At 36.5% G+C, this 15,449-nt stretch carries 12 protein-coding genes and 1 riboswitch; of the genes, 4 read left to right on the top strand and 8 right to left on the bottom strand.

Going from position 1 to position 15,449, the window contains the following annotated elements:
• Positions 1-4 precede the first annotated feature (4 nt).
• The 4 genes from tuf to IGL28_RS04805 all read right to left on the bottom strand — a co-directional run bounded on the left by tuf (position 5) and on the right by IGL28_RS04805 (position 3,631).
• Positions 5-1,192 (bottom strand): elongation factor Tu, encoded by a 1,188-nt coding sequence (gene tuf / locus IGL28_RS04820; protein WP_010719593.1) that lies wholly within the window; start codon positions 1,190-1,192, stop codon positions 5-7.
• 263 nt (positions 1,193-1,455) lie between these two features.
• Complete coding sequence (locus tag IGL28_RS04815; protein ID WP_081128727.1) at positions 1,456-1,860, bottom strand: GNAT family N-acetyltransferase; 405 nt, start codon at positions 1,858-1,860, stop codon at positions 1,456-1,458.
• A 44-nt stretch (positions 1,861-1,904) separates the two neighbouring features.
• The gene (locus IGL28_RS04810; protein WP_081128729.1) at positions 1,905-2,285 is read right to left on the bottom strand and encodes a VOC family protein; all 381 of its coding nucleotides are present in this window, start codon (positions 2,283-2,285) and stop codon (positions 1,905-1,907) included.
• A 341-nt stretch (positions 2,286-2,626) separates the two neighbouring features.
• Entirely contained in the window at positions 2,627-3,631 is a 1,005-nt protein-coding gene (locus IGL28_RS04805) for a nucleoid-associated protein (RefSeq protein WP_010719596.1), read from the bottom strand.
• 171 nt (positions 3,632-3,802) lie between these two features.
• On the opposite strand from IGL28_RS04805, the gene IGL28_RS04800 reads away from it, so the two are divergent.
• From IGL28_RS04800 to IGL28_RS04790, 3 genes are all read left to right on the top strand, one after another.
• The gene (locus IGL28_RS04800) at positions 3,803-4,654 is read left to right on the top strand and encodes an aldo/keto reductase (protein ID WP_081128731.1); all 852 of its coding nucleotides are present in this window, start codon (positions 3,803-3,805) and stop codon (positions 4,652-4,654) included.
• A 20-nt stretch (positions 4,655-4,674) separates the two neighbouring features.
• Positions 4,675-4,929 (top strand): hypothetical protein, encoded by a 255-nt coding sequence (locus IGL28_RS04795; protein ID WP_081128733.1) that lies wholly within the window; start codon positions 4,675-4,677, stop codon positions 4,927-4,929.
• A gap of 231 nt (positions 4,930-5,160) precedes the next feature.
• Positions 5,161-5,877, top strand: a complete 717-nt coding sequence (locus tag IGL28_RS04790; protein WP_034867500.1) for a hypothetical protein — start codon at positions 5,161-5,163, stop codon at positions 5,875-5,877.
• A gap of 249 nt (positions 5,878-6,126) precedes the next feature.
• Here the strand turns inward: IGL28_RS04790 and IGL28_RS04785 are convergent, their stop codons facing one another.
• The 3 genes from IGL28_RS04785 to IGL28_RS04775 form a co-directional block, all read right to left on the bottom strand.
• Positions 6,127-6,903 carry a phosphatase PAP2 family protein gene (locus IGL28_RS04785; RefSeq protein ID WP_081128735.1) on the bottom strand — a complete coding sequence of 259 codons (777 nt, stop codon included), beginning with the start codon at positions 6,901-6,903 and terminating at the stop codon, positions 6,127-6,129.
• 45 nt (positions 6,904-6,948) lie between these two features.
• Positions 6,949-8,088 carry an FtsW/RodA/SpoVE family cell cycle protein gene (locus IGL28_RS04780; RefSeq protein WP_010719601.1) on the bottom strand — a complete coding sequence of 380 codons (1,140 nt, stop codon included), beginning with the start codon at positions 8,086-8,088 and terminating at the stop codon, positions 6,949-6,951.
• Between the two features lie 281 nt (positions 8,089-8,369).
• Positions 8,370-8,537, bottom strand: a riboswitch (M-box (ykoK) riboswitch).
• Positions 8,538-8,768: 231 nt separating this feature from the next.
• Positions 8,769-11,210: a hydroxymethylglutaryl-CoA reductase, degradative gene (locus tag IGL28_RS04775; protein ID WP_081128737.1), complete on the bottom strand. Its 2,442-nt coding sequence runs from the start codon at positions 11,208-11,210 to the stop codon at positions 8,769-8,771.
• A 185-nt stretch (positions 11,211-11,395) separates the two neighbouring features.
• On the opposite strand from IGL28_RS04775, the gene IGL28_RS04770 reads away from it, so the two are divergent.
• Positions 11,396-12,547, top strand: a complete 1,152-nt coding sequence (locus tag IGL28_RS04770) for a hydroxymethylglutaryl-CoA synthase (RefSeq protein WP_010719603.1) — start codon at positions 11,396-11,398, stop codon at positions 12,545-12,547.
• 207 nt (positions 12,548-12,754) lie between these two features.
• Here IGL28_RS04770 and IGL28_RS04765 read toward each other — a convergent pair whose 3' ends face one another.
• Positions 12,755-14,980, bottom strand: a complete 2,226-nt coding sequence (locus tag IGL28_RS04765) for a putative mucin/carbohydrate-binding domain-containing protein (protein ID WP_232088563.1) — start codon at positions 14,978-14,980, stop codon at positions 12,755-12,757.
• Positions 14,981-15,449: the final 469 nt, after the last annotated feature.

The raw sequence follows: 15,449 nt of genomic DNA, 5'->3' as shown, positions 1-15,449 counted from the left end.
GTTCTTAGGCTTCGATTTCTGTTACGATACCTGAACCTACTGTACGACCACCTTCACGAATGGAGAAAGTCGTCCCGTTTTCAATAGCAACAGGATGAATCAATTCTACATCGATCGTTACGTTGTCGCCAGGCATGACCATTTCCGTTCCTTCTGGCAAAACAATTGTTCCTGTTACGTCAGTTGTGCGGAAATAAAATTGTGGTCGATAATTATTGAAGAATGGTGTATGACGTCCGCCTTCTTCTTTGGTCAAAACATACACTTCTGCTTTGAATTTAGTATGAGGTGTAATTGAACCAGGTTTGGCAATCACTTGGCCACGTTCGATGTCTTCTCTTTGAATCCCACGTAATAACACACCTACGTTATCCCCTGCTTCACCGTAATCAAGCGTTTTGCGGAACATTTCAACTCCTGTTACTACGGCTTTTTGCGTTTCTGGTTTGATCCCTACGATTTCGATTTCGTCACCGACTCGAACAGCCCCACGGTCAATCCGACCAGATGCTACTGTTCCACGTCCAGTAATTGAAAATACATCTTCGACGGGTAACAATAATGGTTTGTCCGTATCACGTTCTGGTGTTGGGATGTATTCATCGACTGTGTCCATCAATTCCATGATAGCTGCTTCTGCATCAGGATCACCTTGTAATGCTTTTAATGCTGATCCTTTGATTACAGGTGTATCATCACCTGGAAATCCATATTCGCTTAATAGTTCACGAACTTCCATTTCTACTAGATCAATTAATTCTTCATCATCGACTAAATCTGTTTTGTTTAAGAAAACAATCAAATATTTCACGCCTACTTGGCGAGAAAGTAAAATGTGTTCACGAGTTTGAGGCATTGGGCCATCCGTAGCAGAAACAACCAAGATTGCTCCGTCCATTTGAGCTGCCCCAGTGATCATGTTTTTCACGTAATCCGCATGCCCTGGTGCATCGATATGTGCATAGTGGCGTTTGTCTGTTTCGTATTCCACATGAGCAGTATTGATCGTGATTCCACGTTCACGTTCTTCTGGTGCTGCGTCGATACTAGCATAGTCTTGAGGATTTGCTAAGCCTTTTTTACCTAGTACTGTAGTGATCGCAGCAGTTAAAGTAGTTTTCCCATGGTCGACGTGTCCAATGGTTCCAATATTTACGTGTGGTTTACTTCTATCATAATGTTCTTTTGCCATAATTAACAAACCTCCTAATTAATTTAGAGCTTTAAAGTTTTGCTCTCATCTGTTGTCCATTATAGACTTCTTTGGAAAAATCCAAAAAGAATCTGTCCGCCTTACTTTTTGTAAGTATCGAACAATTTGTATTATACGTCAAACTTGGTCAAAGTCAACCAAGAACACTTATGCTGATTAATGACTAATTTTTCATCAGCCAACCATGCGTAATTGTTGTGACTATCTCCTTGTTTTCACTACAATGGGCTCTTTCGTAACTATCAATATTCGCGATAAAAACAAATCATTTTTTGTGTCGCTACCGACTGAAATTGGCATTTTTCATAAAATCGACGGGTTTGTTGTTCATTTTCTGTCAATAAAACTTTTTGTCTGACTTTTGGATAAGCTTGTACCATTTTTTCGATTAATTGTGTCCCGATCCCCTTGTTTTGATAAGCAGGATGAACAAGCAAATCTTGAATATAAAGAATCGTTTCGCCATCTCCGACACTACGGATCAATCCGATCAATTGTTGTTCGTCCCATACCGTTATCACTTTGAGAGATTGTTGGACTCCCATAGCTAATTGTTGGATGTCCTTCGTATAGGCTGACCATCCTACAGCTGTATAGAGCGCGAACAATGCATCAAGGTCAATTTTTTTCTCTTCGCTGAATTCCATGTGCTTCCTATCCTTTGCTATATTTTTGTATGATGTAATCTGTCTCAATCTGTCGTTAACTCAATCAGATTTCCTTCAGGATCTTGGATAACTGCTTCATAATAACCGTCGCCCGTAGTTCTTGGTCCACTGATCAGTGGAAAGCCTTCTTTTACAAATGTTTCAGCAAATGAATCCACCTCTGTTTTTGTTCCCACTGAAATTGCTAAATGAGCATAACCAAAAGTATCGACTGCACGATCTGATAAAAAAGGCTTTGTAATCAATTCAATCCGACTTCCTGAGGTGAAATTCAGGAAGTAAGATTGAAACCGGGTTTTAGGATTCGTGTATTTCTCTGAACTTTCTGCAGCAAAATAGTTCTCGTAAAACGCTCTCATTTTTTCCAAATCATTAACCCAAATAGCAATATGTTCAACTTTCATTTTGTAACACTCCTTTATATTTTCGTTATCTCTTCCTATCCTTTATACCATTTTCTCTTTATTTGATAAAGAATGATGTGATTATTTTGGCTTTTGCTCTTAGTGATCAGTTCACAAAAGAAATGGTGTTATCTGGTAAAAAGAAAGCTGTCATTCTGAAACATCTAAAGATATGCACTACTTATATAGTTTACACCTGCAAAAAAACCAAGGAAAACTTTATACTGACCGAAAAAAGTTAACTTTTTAATCCAACTTTTAACGTTCACTATAGTTTCTCTTGGCTCTTTTCTTGTCTGCTACATTTTATTGTATTCTCTGAATAAGCATTCTTTTAATAATTATAAACGATTTAATACTTCGTCTACATTTTTGATCATGACTGAGATTGTTCCATCTGGGTTATTAACAAATTCGATCAAATCTGGATTTCGGTAGACGTCTACAGGGACGATCAATTCGATTCCATTGGATAACTTGAATTTTTGTTTACCAAATTTTTTCTCAGAAATTTCTTGGACTTCTCTGACTGGCAAAGCTTCAGCAACAAATCCCTGTTCTTGGACTTCTTCTTGAAAAGCTAATTTCGCTGTGATATTTTCTTTGAAGACTTTTTCCGCAATCATTTCATGGTCTAGTCTGCCCTTTTCCTCGATCGTATCATAAACAGCCTCTTTTAAATCAGCCACTAGATCAAATTCTTCAGTTTCAAATTTTTTCCCTAAACTTTTAGCTACTTTTTGGATCACTTTGACATTCTCTTCTAATGAAGGCGCAGGAACACTTTCGATGACTCTCCCCGAAAAATAGAGTTCTTTTTTTCCAGAAAACTCATATTTTTTTTCAATCAATTCATAGGTTAAATCAGTTAACGCCACCGCAAACGCTTCATCTGCCTTTTGGGATTTTGCCCCCAATATCGCTCGATTCAAAATCAATTGATTGGCGATTCCTGTTTCGTCTGCCTCTACAAAATGTGTATAGGATTCTCGGTAATTGACTTTTAACAAAGCCACATACATCACCGTATCTACTTCATACAAAACAACAAAGACATCAGCGCTTGGTGCTTCTTCGCTTTCTTGATAGATCTCGAACCAGCGTTGAACGATCCCTTCACTTGCTGCTACAAAGTTTTCTTGACAGTCCTGAACTTGTTTCGCCATCATACTTTCAGGTGACAGCTGTCCTGTTTTAGTTTGTGCAGAAGAAATTTTTTGGATCTTCTTTTGTAAAAAATCTCGAATAAACTCTTTAGTCAGATCCAATTCTTGTTGAGAAAATACGGGTGATCCCGTTTCACGATCAATAATATGCATAATTGCTTTTTTTAAATAAATATCCATGTTCTCATTCCCTTCTGGTTTAGTTTACGGAAAATCAATACAAAATACCAGAACGAAAATCATTATTTTCCTTTTTTTGAAAAAAATAATTGTCTCCTAAACAAAATGGATTCCTTTTTTGAGAAAATGCGCTACACTTAAAAGTGAACTAAAAATTAAGGAGTTGAGAATATGGATTCATTAACAAATACGTATCGTTTATCAAATGGTTATGAAATTCCGATTGTTGGTTTTGGTACTTGGCAAACACCGGATGGCGATGTCGCAGTTTCTTCAGTCAAAGAAGCGCTAGCTGCTGGTTATCGCCACATTGATACAGCACAAGGTTACAAAAATGAGGAAAGCGTCGGTCAAGCGATCAAAGAAAGTGGGATTCCCAGAGAAGAGATTTTTCTAACAACAAAACTTTGGAATGCCAATCACAGTTATGACTTAGTGATGTCTTCGTTTGAAGAATCACTACAAAAATTACAAACAGATTATATTGATCTTTTCTTGATCCACTGGCCTAATCCTGTGGCTTTCCGTGACAATTGGGAAGAAGCAAACGCCCAAACTTGGCGAGCTTTTGAAGAGCTGTATGAAGCTGGAAAAATCAAAGCCATTGGCGTCAGCAACTTCTTGCCCCATCATCTAGATGCGTTACAAAAAACAGCCAAGATCATGCCAATGGTCAACCAAATTTTCTTAGCTCCTGGTGAATTACAACCAGCAGTCGTTGACTATGCCAAAAAACACGAAATGATCCTGGAAGCTTACAGCCCGCTTGGCACAGGGAAAATTTTCGATGTACCAGAGATGCAGGAAATTGCCAAATCCCATCAAAAGAGTATTGCTCAGGTTGCTTTACGCTGGTCTTTACAACATGGTTTCTTGCCTCTTCCAAAATCCGTAACTCCTAGTCGGATCAAAGAAAATACTGAACTTTTTGATTTTGAACTGTCAGAAGAAGAAATGCAACAAATCGATCAATTAGATGGCGTAGTTGGTAAAGCAAAAGATCCAGATACTACCCAATTTTAATTTAAGGATGTTTGATAATAATGACTCCGATTGAACGTTTAGAAAGGCTCTCAGAAGAAATCACTCGTTCTTTTCATCCTGATTTTATCTTTTTGATCGGACCAGACAAGATCCAACACTTCCCAGCACGTAACTGGTCCCATGATCAAAAAATCCAAGAGCTAACCAACCGTTTCGATCATTCGCTAATGGTTACGACTTGGCAAGGACATGAAGTGATCTATTCACCTGAACTGTCTGTCTTTGCTTTGATTCCTTGTTCCAAAACAACGTAGCTGACTTCAATGATCGTGATAAGCCGATACACACTGAGTTTTTCTTGCCGGTGTCGTATCGGCTTATCTTTTGATATACACCTAAAAAGAGGAAACATTTCTGATAAAAACAAATATTTTCCTAAAAAAATGCGTATAAATACATACATATCTAAGTTTTTTTCGTATAATCCTTTTCATTTCATCTTTTTTTTCTTATAATCGAAAGGGTATGAGCGAAGGAGAGAACATATGAAGAAAAAACAAAAACAAAAATTACTCAATCAATTCCGTCCTTCTTTAGATGGAATCAGAAGTCAATTATTTCATTCTTTAGAGGATGAAAGTCTACGTCGTTACGGCTTACCTTTACAAGTCATGCTTGATCCGAAAGACCGCCACATCTTAACGATTGGACTTGCAGGAAAAACAAATGAAGATACTCGCATCAATGTACCGATTGATGATAATTTCACAACTGTCTTAAAACGAATCCGTTCAGGAGAAAAAGACATCTTTGAACGCTTCCGTGACAACTTATTGATTGAAATCGTTTCTTATTGGAATGATCAACGTCTTAAAAATGATGAACCAACTGCTCAAGAGGTTTCTACACCTGTTGCTGAAACAAAAGTTGCTGACTCAAAACCTGTGGAATCACCTAAAACAGCTGAAGTATCAAAAGCGGAAACAACTGAAAAACAACGCTCAACTGAAACTGCCGCTTTGAATTTCGCTGATTTTTCAAGCGCAGTAGCGGAATATCCAAAATTTTATGTAGAAAAAGAAGCTGATGCAGCAGTCATCTATGAGAAAACCTCAGATGAACCACGTAAATTAGCTGAAATTTCAATGACAGCAGAAAACCAATTTACAATTGAAAAAGCGTTAGAACGCAAATACAAAGTGAAACTGACATTGATCCCATTGATCGAACAGTTTGCTGCAACAGCTATTTCAGAAAGATAACCAGTTTCACAAATCTATCCACCGCATCAAAAAACGGATTTTTGTCAAATGATGCCGGTAATGAGAAATCATAAAATGTTAAATGAGCAGAAAGGCAATTGCCCTCTGCTCATTTTTTTATAGTAAAATATTTTTTCTATTACTTTGAATCACCAAAAGCTGTCAATAATCTTCACCAATCTTAAAAAAGATAGGACCAAAAAAACAAGCGGTCTCTTCCCCTTAGTTTATTGGTTATGTTTTTCCAGCTTACCCATGTGCATGATAAAAGACATTCAGTTCATAAGCGACACCAGTAATAATTACTGCTAGTAAAAGGACTAAAAGACCTAAAACTACTTTTTGCTTTTTAGAAAAAAGCGTTTTTTTCTTCTCTAGTTGCCTTGTTTTCAATATTGAATCTGTGGAGATAAAAGAGAAACAAACAACATAAGACAATAAAACTACTACTGCACTTAACGAAAATCCAGCTAAAATATCACTTGGATAATGGACTCTTAGATATAATCGAGTTGCTGCAATCAGCAATGGATAGCTGATAAGATACCAAGCAACTCTTCTGGTATCCTGACGACTCCAAATAATACTTAACGATAAGATAATTGTTAGGAAAAGCGCAAAGGATAATAAAGAATGTCCACTAGGAAACGAGTAACTCGTACGTATTTCCAATTGTGAAACGGCAGGTCTGATTCGTGCAATGAGCTTTTTTAGAATATACCCAAAAAAACTAACCGCAAAGATATTACAGATATTCCAAATCGCTAACAAATGGTAATTCTTTTTCCAAATATAAAAAGCAAAAAGAAAGGCGAAACATAAGGTCGGACCAATCGTTGCTAACTTAGCAAACAAACGAACAATCGCTGTTAGTTGTGGAAAATTAGGTAAATCGATCTTTGTATAAACCGCTAAATCTAGTGTTTCGAACCATGGAGGATTGATTTTTACGCATAAAATCAATCCAATCAAAAGACATAATGGAACGATTGATAATTTCAGTGCTTTTTGTTGATAATCACTCATAAAACTTTCACTTACTTTCTAACTTCATCTGACTAAACAAATGACTTATTCTACTTTTTTAAAACCTAAGATCATACCTAATCCGCCTCCCATGATCAACAAGGAGGTTCCTCCTTGACTTAGAAAAGGCAAAGGAATTCCTGTTAAAGGCAGTAAACCAATCGAAGCGCCGATATTTTCTACGATTTGAAATAATAGTCCAAATACGAGTACTACCGCTAGATATAGATTTCCTTTATTGTTTGTCTGTATCGCAGTGTAAATAACTTGGTAGAAAAGATAGAAATATAGAAAAACGACGGTCACGCTACCTAAAAAACCAAACGTTTCGGCAATTACAGTAAATACCATATCTGATTCACGTACTGGTACATAGATTGGTGGTATTTCAGCTGGTCGTCCACTAAATCCACCTGCACTAACAGACAATAAGCTTTGTGATTGTTGGTATCCGATCGATTGACTGTAAGCAAAAGGATCGATCCAAGCTCTCACCCGGTCTAATTGATACGTCTTAAAGTTCAGACTATAAAGGATCTCATTACCGTATTTCGTAAAAACTAGACAAATCAATATGACCCCAATAATAAATAAAAAACTAGCACATACGGCCAAGATCTTCCAATGGACCCCTGCAATCATGAACAGAGCCCCCAAACAAATAATAAATACCAAACTTGTCCCAAAATCTTTTTGCATATACATCAACAAGAAAGTTGGTAAACTGATCAACAGAACTTGAAAGACATAGATCAGATCCGTTTTCACGGTACGTTCACTGACTTTCTTTTCATAAAGCAAGGTGAAATAAACGAGAACTAATGCAAAAGTCAATTTAACCAATTCAGAAGGTTGAAAAGTAAAACTACCAATCCTCAGCCAACGTTTCGTATCGGTTAATTGGTACATCACCGGATCATAAAATTTGTAGAGCAAACTCATAATTGCTAATGAAATAGCATAAAAATAAGGAGACAATCGTAACAATAACGCTGTCTTGATTTTTTGTGTCAGTAACAAAAGTCCTAATGAAGCAATGCAAAAGATTACTTGTTTTAAAACAATAGTTTTATAAGGCACTTGGTCGTAGACTGCTGCTCCATATTGCACACCGATACTTAATAAATAAAAGAGAAAAATCGGCAAAAATAACGCATAATTAAACTCAAATGATTTTGATTTCACACACAACACCTCTTAAACGAAAGTTTTCGTAACCAGAATTTCTCTAATCTTCTTATCAAAACATCCGTTATCAACTAGTATCCATTTTGCCATCCTTTCTATTAGGCAAAAGGAGTCACTTTCACATGAGGAAAAATAAAAGTAGCGTGATCAAAATGTGCTGTGATTTATTTTCAAGTAAGTGGTGTAAATATCCAACTCCAAAAAATAAGCCGAAAATTCACAAAAATCAGCAAAGATTTTTAGAAGTTTCGGCTTATTTGTTAAAGTTGCGTACATCAACAACTATCTCATCGTGTGAGTTTTGACACTAAACAACGTAAAGATTTCTCTTAGCTATCTTATGAAGAGCCTTAATTCGACAATTCCTGTTTTACACATTGGCGTCTTTCGACGTTTCTGCGCAATAGCCTATGTTTGTTTAGGAGCCTCGCCTAACAAGTATTAAATTTGAAAAAAGTATATCCTTTAACGAACAATTTCACAATAGCATCCCGTAGAAAGTTCGCAAAAATTTAGTCATATTTAACCTTTTCCTTAATTTTACCGGCAATTAGCAAAAAAAGAGAGCTTTTGACTAGGAATAATATGAATAAATATATGAATAAATATAATAAATATATAGTAGCTTTTTATCCATCCTGCTGTTATCCCAATCAGTCTCTCTTTTTTATAAATACTTATTTTTTACGTAATTGCATCAAAAATTTTCTAGCTACGTCCTGATTCATTCCTTCGGCTTTTCTTAGAAATTCAGCGACTTGTTCAATTTCAGTTCCTTGTGCCCCGACTGTGATCGCTAAGGCTCTAGCTTGAAGCGACATGTGCCCCTTTTGGATACCGTCTGTCACTAATGCCCGCAAAGCAGCTAAATTTTGTGCTAAACCGACGGCAGCAATGATTTGAGCTAATTCTTTTGCTGATTCAATCTTCAACATGTCTAGTGCAATCTTTGCTTTTGGAAGAATCCTAGAAGCCCCTCCAACTGTTGCCACTGCCAAAGGTACCGTTAATTGTCCAACTAACTTATCTCCAATCATTTGCCAGTCTGACAGGCCTTGGTAAGCACCATCTTTCGCAGCATACGCATGAACGGCAGCTGCACAAGCTCTCGTATCGTTTCCAGTAGCAAGAATGACAGCTTCGATGCCATTCATGATCCCTTTATTATGTGTTGCTGCCCGATAAACATCTAATTTAGCATACTCGGAAGCTTGTTGGATTTTTTCAGCAATTCTCTTTCCTGCTTCAATCGTTTTTCCCAATCGCTCGAAGGGAATCTCACAACTAGCTGTTACTAATGATTCTGTTGCGAAATTGCTTAAAATACTAAATAAAATCTCTTCTTTAGGAAACCAGGAACGTATTTTCTGGGCAACACCTTCTAAGATAGCGTTGATGATATTAGCTCCCATCGCATCTTTTACATCAACCAAGAAATCGATCGATAAGTAATCCAAATTATTGCCCTTAAAGTTTCTTGTTGCGATTTCCTGCACTCCACCACCACGTCTCACGATCGAGGGATAACTTGCATTCGCACATGCTAGTAGTTCATCTTGTCTGGCGATGACAGCATCAGTTATGCCTCGATTATCCAGTTCCCCTGATAGTACAATCTGACCACGCATCAAGCGTTGTGGTGTAATTGCTGTAATGTCTCCACATATTTTTGCACCGTTACTGGCTGCAGCAATTACAGACGGTTCTTCTGTCGCCATCGGTACTTGTCTTTTGATTCCATTGATTTGAAAATTAGGTGCAATCCCTAGAGGAATCTCAACTTGACTGATTTGATTTTCAATCAAATGATTGGCTACTTCTTCAGAGAGTGTTCCTACTTTTAATTCATCAGCTTGTGATTGACTGATGATTCCTTCACTAACCAACTGACTCCGACGTTGTTCAGGCGTCAGTTGATAAAACTTTTTTTTTTGGTCACTTGATTGTTCCGTTTCTAGATTTGCTTCAAGTAACATGGCTAGTCCTAAGCCTCCACCAATACATAAAGAAGCCACACCATATTGTTGGTTCATTCGTTTCAAGCCATAACTTAATGTTGTCAAAATACGAGCACCACTTGCACCAATCGGATGACCGAGTGCGATGGCACCACCATCTACATTGACTTTTTCTTCAGCTAGTTTTAAGTTGCGATTGACCACGATCGATGAAGCCGCAAATGCTTCGTTGATCTCAAAACGATCGATTTGATCAATAGAAATTTCTGCTTTTTTCAATAATGTTTGGATTGCTGAGATAGGTGCAATTCCCATAATGCTCGGTTCAATCCCAATTTCAGAAACAGCCTTGATTGTTGCAAGATAAGGAAGCCCATGTTTGATCGCATATTCTTTTGAAGCTAAAATCAATACCGATGCTCCATCATTTAACGGAGAAGCATTCCCTGCTGTCACAGTCCCATTTTCGGAAAAAACAGTTTTCAAAGTCCCTAATTTTTCCAGTGTACTATTCCCTCGGATGGCTTCGTCTTTATCCATGATTCTTTGATCAGGTAAAGTAACGGGAATAATTTCTGCTTCAAATACCCCGTTTTCACTAGCTTGAGCTGCTTTTTTTTGTGAGTTGAGCGCATATTGATCTTGTTCTGTTCTCGTAACGGAAAATTCGTTCGCTACTTTTTCAGCAGTTAAGCCCATATGTGCATTTGAGAACGCATCTGTCAGCCCATCATTGACCATACTTGAGATCGGCTCTTCATAAGTTGCATTTTCTTCTTCATATTGCTGAAGCAGTGGCGCACGTGACATGCTTTCAGTGCCTCCTGCGACTACTAGATCAGCTTCACCTAACTGAATCAATTGGCGAGCCAAAATAACCGCCTTCATTCCTGAGCCACATACTTCGTTGACTGTCATGGCAGGAACCTGAACAGGGATCCCACTATTGACAGAAATTTGTCTGGCAACATTCTGACCATTCCCCGCTTGTAATACATTTCCAAATATTACTTGATCGATGTTTTCTTTATGGATACCTGTTTTTTCTAACAGTTCTTTTGTAATGATTGTTCCTAATTCTACAGCAGAAAAACTGCTTAAACTGCCACGATACTTTCCAATTGGCGTTCTCGCAGCATCTATAATAACGACTTCCTTCAAGTCAGTCACCTCCTAGAAAAATATACCATTGTTTATGCTAAAAACAAATACCTCACTACAGCTTCAAAAAAATCTAGGAATAAATTTTACAAATCCTTAAATATTCGCTTTTTTATATTTCTTTTAATCTTTTTATGATACTTTAGTAAAGTAAGTTTTTTTATCATGAGTAAAGAGGTGTTGAAATGAAAGTAGGGATTGATCGTCTTTCCTTTTTTATTCCAAATTTATATTTAGATATGACAGAGTTAGCTGAACGTCGGGGAGATGATCCTGCTAAATACCATATCGGTATTGGCCAAGATCAAATGGCCATCAACCGAGTGTCAGAAGATATCGTGACTTTAGGAGCAAATGCAGCTACTAGGATCGTCACAAATGAAGATCGCGAGCTGATCGATATGGTTATCGTAGGAACGGAATCTGGCATCGATCATTCAAAGGCGAGTGCTGTAATTATCCATCATTTATTGAAAGTCCAACCTTTTGCTCGTTCGTTTGAAGTAAAAGAAGCTTGTTATGGTGGAACTGCTGCTCTCCACATGGCAAAAGAATATGTAAAAAATCATCCAGATCGAAAAGTTTTAGTGATCGCTAGTGACATCGCCCGTTATGGTCTAGCTAGTGGTGGAGAAGTGACACAAGGTGTGGGTGCTGTCGCTATGATGGTTACCAAAGATCCACGAATCATCACTATCGAAGACGATAGTACTTTCTTAACCGAAGATATTTATGATTTTTGGCGTCCTGATTATGCGCAATACCCAGTGGTTGATGGTCCTTTATCCAACTCCACTTATATCGAATCTTTTCAAAAAGTTTGGAATCGACATAAAGAGGTAACAGGATTTACTTTAGAAGACTATGATGCACTAAGTTTTCACATTCCTTACACAAAAATGGGGAAAAAAGCCTTACAAAGTGTCTTGGATCAGACAGATGAAGAAACACAAAATCGCTTATTGACTCGCTATGAAGAAAGTATTCGTTATAGTCGGCGAATTGGTAACCTTTATACTGGTTCTCTTTATCTAGGATTGATTTCTCTTTTAGAAAACTCACAAGTGTTAAAATCAGGTGATCGAATTGGCTTATTCAGCTATGGTTCGGGTGCTGTCAGTGAATTTTTCACAGGTTACTTACAAGACGGCTATCAAGATTTCCTATTGACTGAACTACATCAAGAAATGTTAGAAGGTAGAGAAGCTGTCACAGTCGATCAATATGAAACAATCTTCAAGGAAAAATTACCTGAACATGGGGAAACAGCCGAATATTCTTCCGATGTACCATTTTCAATCTATAAAGTTGAAAATGATATTCGTTACTACAAGTAACCATATGAGATAACTGCCTGATTGATTTAATAGGTAATCAAAAATGTTTGCAAAAAAGCAACTTTTGACATATAGCTACAAAAAGCAGTAAAACAAAAAATAGCGGCTTGCAATTACTTTTGTCAACATTGTTGTGACAATAAATAACTGTAAGTCGCTATTTGATTTTCTATCCTATTACATAAACTATATGATGCTTCTTAATGTTTAGAACCATTTTTTGAATAGTATATAATATAAAGTTTGATATTCTGATTTTTCTCTTAATGATGTTTGATCAATCATCACCCATAACAATTTTTTTTCAGGTGATCGGTCACTTGGAACCGGATTGACTAACTCTTTATCCCAAAGTTGTGTGGCTAATGACGTAATTCTTTTTTTGAGATCCTCTTTGGCATCATTTTTCAAAGCTAGGTTTTCTAATCCAAATTGGGTTACTACCCAACGATTGGTCGATTGCGTAGTATCAACGATCCCTTCAGAAGAAATGAAGCGGTTTTTAGGTTCTGCATGATAAATTTCAACGATATCACCTATTTTCAATGATACATTTTCTTCACCAGTAACAGACTCTATGCCTTCGATCGTTTTTTCGTATTTCAGTTCTCCTGTACTACTTTTGACCATTACTTTTACATAAGTTTCATTCTCATAACGATAATGAGGTCTCGAATGCGTAACTGAAACAATTGCTTCTTGAGTATCACTGTTCTTGTTTGTTCTAAATGTAAATGAGCCAAACTTCCTGTCATTCACTCCATGAAAATCAATGACTTGGCTATCTTTTACTTCGTCCAACGTAATAACCGCATGATTTGTTGCTTCTTTCACGTAAACATAACTATTCTGTGGGATGAAATACATCATTTGATTTCCAGAGAATTCTGCACAATAGATGCCATTAGGAATGTTTTTAAAAGTGACTACTCCTCCAGTGATTTCTTGAGTAGCTATTTCTTTCGCTCCATCTTTTAAAGTTATTTTGGTACCTTTTAATAGGTTTAAATCTTTCAAACTTAATTCAATCGTAAGATCACCTTTTAGATTTAGCGCAGCAATCTCCTCGTTTTGCACCATCTCAAAATTTGAATTGATCAAATAAGATGGGTCAACTAATTCACGCGCACGTGCCAACTCACTTTCTGGTACGACATCAGCTAAAGAAGCGACTGCCGGATAACCATGCGCACGATTTTTTTGGACTTGTACTTGATCAAGCGTCAATCCCCATTTCTCTAAAACACCTGAAAAATCTAGTTGACTATTTTCACTATAGATACGATTCATTAAATCAGGTAATGGATAATCGTTGCGATTAAAATCTGATTGATTAGCTATTTTACGGTATTCCTGATACATCTTTGTAAACGAATCATCATTTGCTTTTTGTTTTAACATTGTTAATAAAATTAATTTTTCGCGCAGATCAGCATCAGCATAAGTTCCATTCTGATTGATTAGCTTTTCGTATAGTGCGTTTTCTACCGCTTCTTTTTTACCATAATTAAATAGCCAACCTTTTTCATCTGCTTCTTTTCCATAGATAAGATATTGATACTGCACACCAAATAAGTTATTCGAGACTTCTCCTGTATACATCCCTATGTTATCGAAGCCAGCTTGATAGCCATGTGCAATCTCGTGAAGACTTGCCCAACGTCCTTTTTCTAACCACATATCTGTTGTATCTTCTTTATTTGCTGTCCAATTACTTCCATAATAAGCAGCACCTGCTCCACTTTTATCTGCTTTTAAAAAGTAACGATTGGCTCCGTTTTGATTTTCTGGTGCTGAACCATCAATACCAGCTATTTTGTTGAATAAACCAAATACCTCATTATAATATTCAATCAATTCATTAATAGAAGAAAAATCTTTTAAGTTTCGCAATAATTCTTTATCCCTTTTAGGCATAAATAGTTGAAAATCTGGTCCTTTGACTAGTGCAAATTCAGCATCGAACTTGTCCCACATAGCAAAAAACATTGATTCATCTTGGTTATAAGAATACGTTGGAAATCGGTTGATTTTTCCATCAGAAGCCACTTCATATTCGATTTGGGCTCCTTGGTCTCCGTACGGTGTATCAATGAATGGAACCAATGCTTGTGTTGCACTAATACTTACCCAGTCAGAACCAAGTTTTACACTTTTTTCGTATTTACTATCATTTCCCAGTAAGCGAAGCGTTAACTCACCTTTAAAGTCGGTATTTACTTGTCTCACTCTCAACTCAGTATCTTCACCTAAGATAAAACCTAAATCCTGGCGATCGTGGTATTTCCCTTTACTCATCCCTGCATTGAAGATCCAAGTTGGTTCAGGAATACTAAAAATCTCTTTTTTAATTACCTCTTGCGCCTGAACATTCGTAGAAAACAAACAACCAAAAAATAACACTGATAACCCTATCAAAAAAATATTTTTCAAACAAAAAAACTCCTGTTATGTAATTTTATACAAATTGCCATCTAATCAAACAAAGCAATCGTATACATTTAAGTATAAATAAAATAGTCAACAACCACAATAAAAATTATACTTTCACTTCAATTAAACTATTTTTTTAAAGAAATAATTAAGATGCAAGCTATAATTTTCCAAAACAAACATTTCGATGATTTGTTATTTTATAAAATAATAAAAATGATTTAAAACAGTTAAGAAAACATAATACCAATATATCTGACAACTCATTTTTCTCCGTTTATTATTTTAGAAAGATAACCAACAGTCAAAAAATAGTTTTAGGCCGATTTCTTAGAGTGAATTGTTAAGACACAATCAAATATAAGTGTTTTGTCTTTTACGTTAATTTTCGATTACTCCATTAGCCACAACAAAAAAAGACTGAGCCAATCTGATATGCTCCCCCTATATAGGACACTGAAATAATAAA

This window comes from Enterococcus sp. AZ077 (assembly GCF_051714965.1).
Lineage (GTDB): Bacteria > Bacillota > Bacilli > Lactobacillales > Enterococcaceae > Enterococcus_B > Enterococcus_B hirae.
The sequence above is the reverse complement of the archived record's forward strand: the minus strand, read 5'-3'. Positions and strand labels throughout refer to the sequence as shown.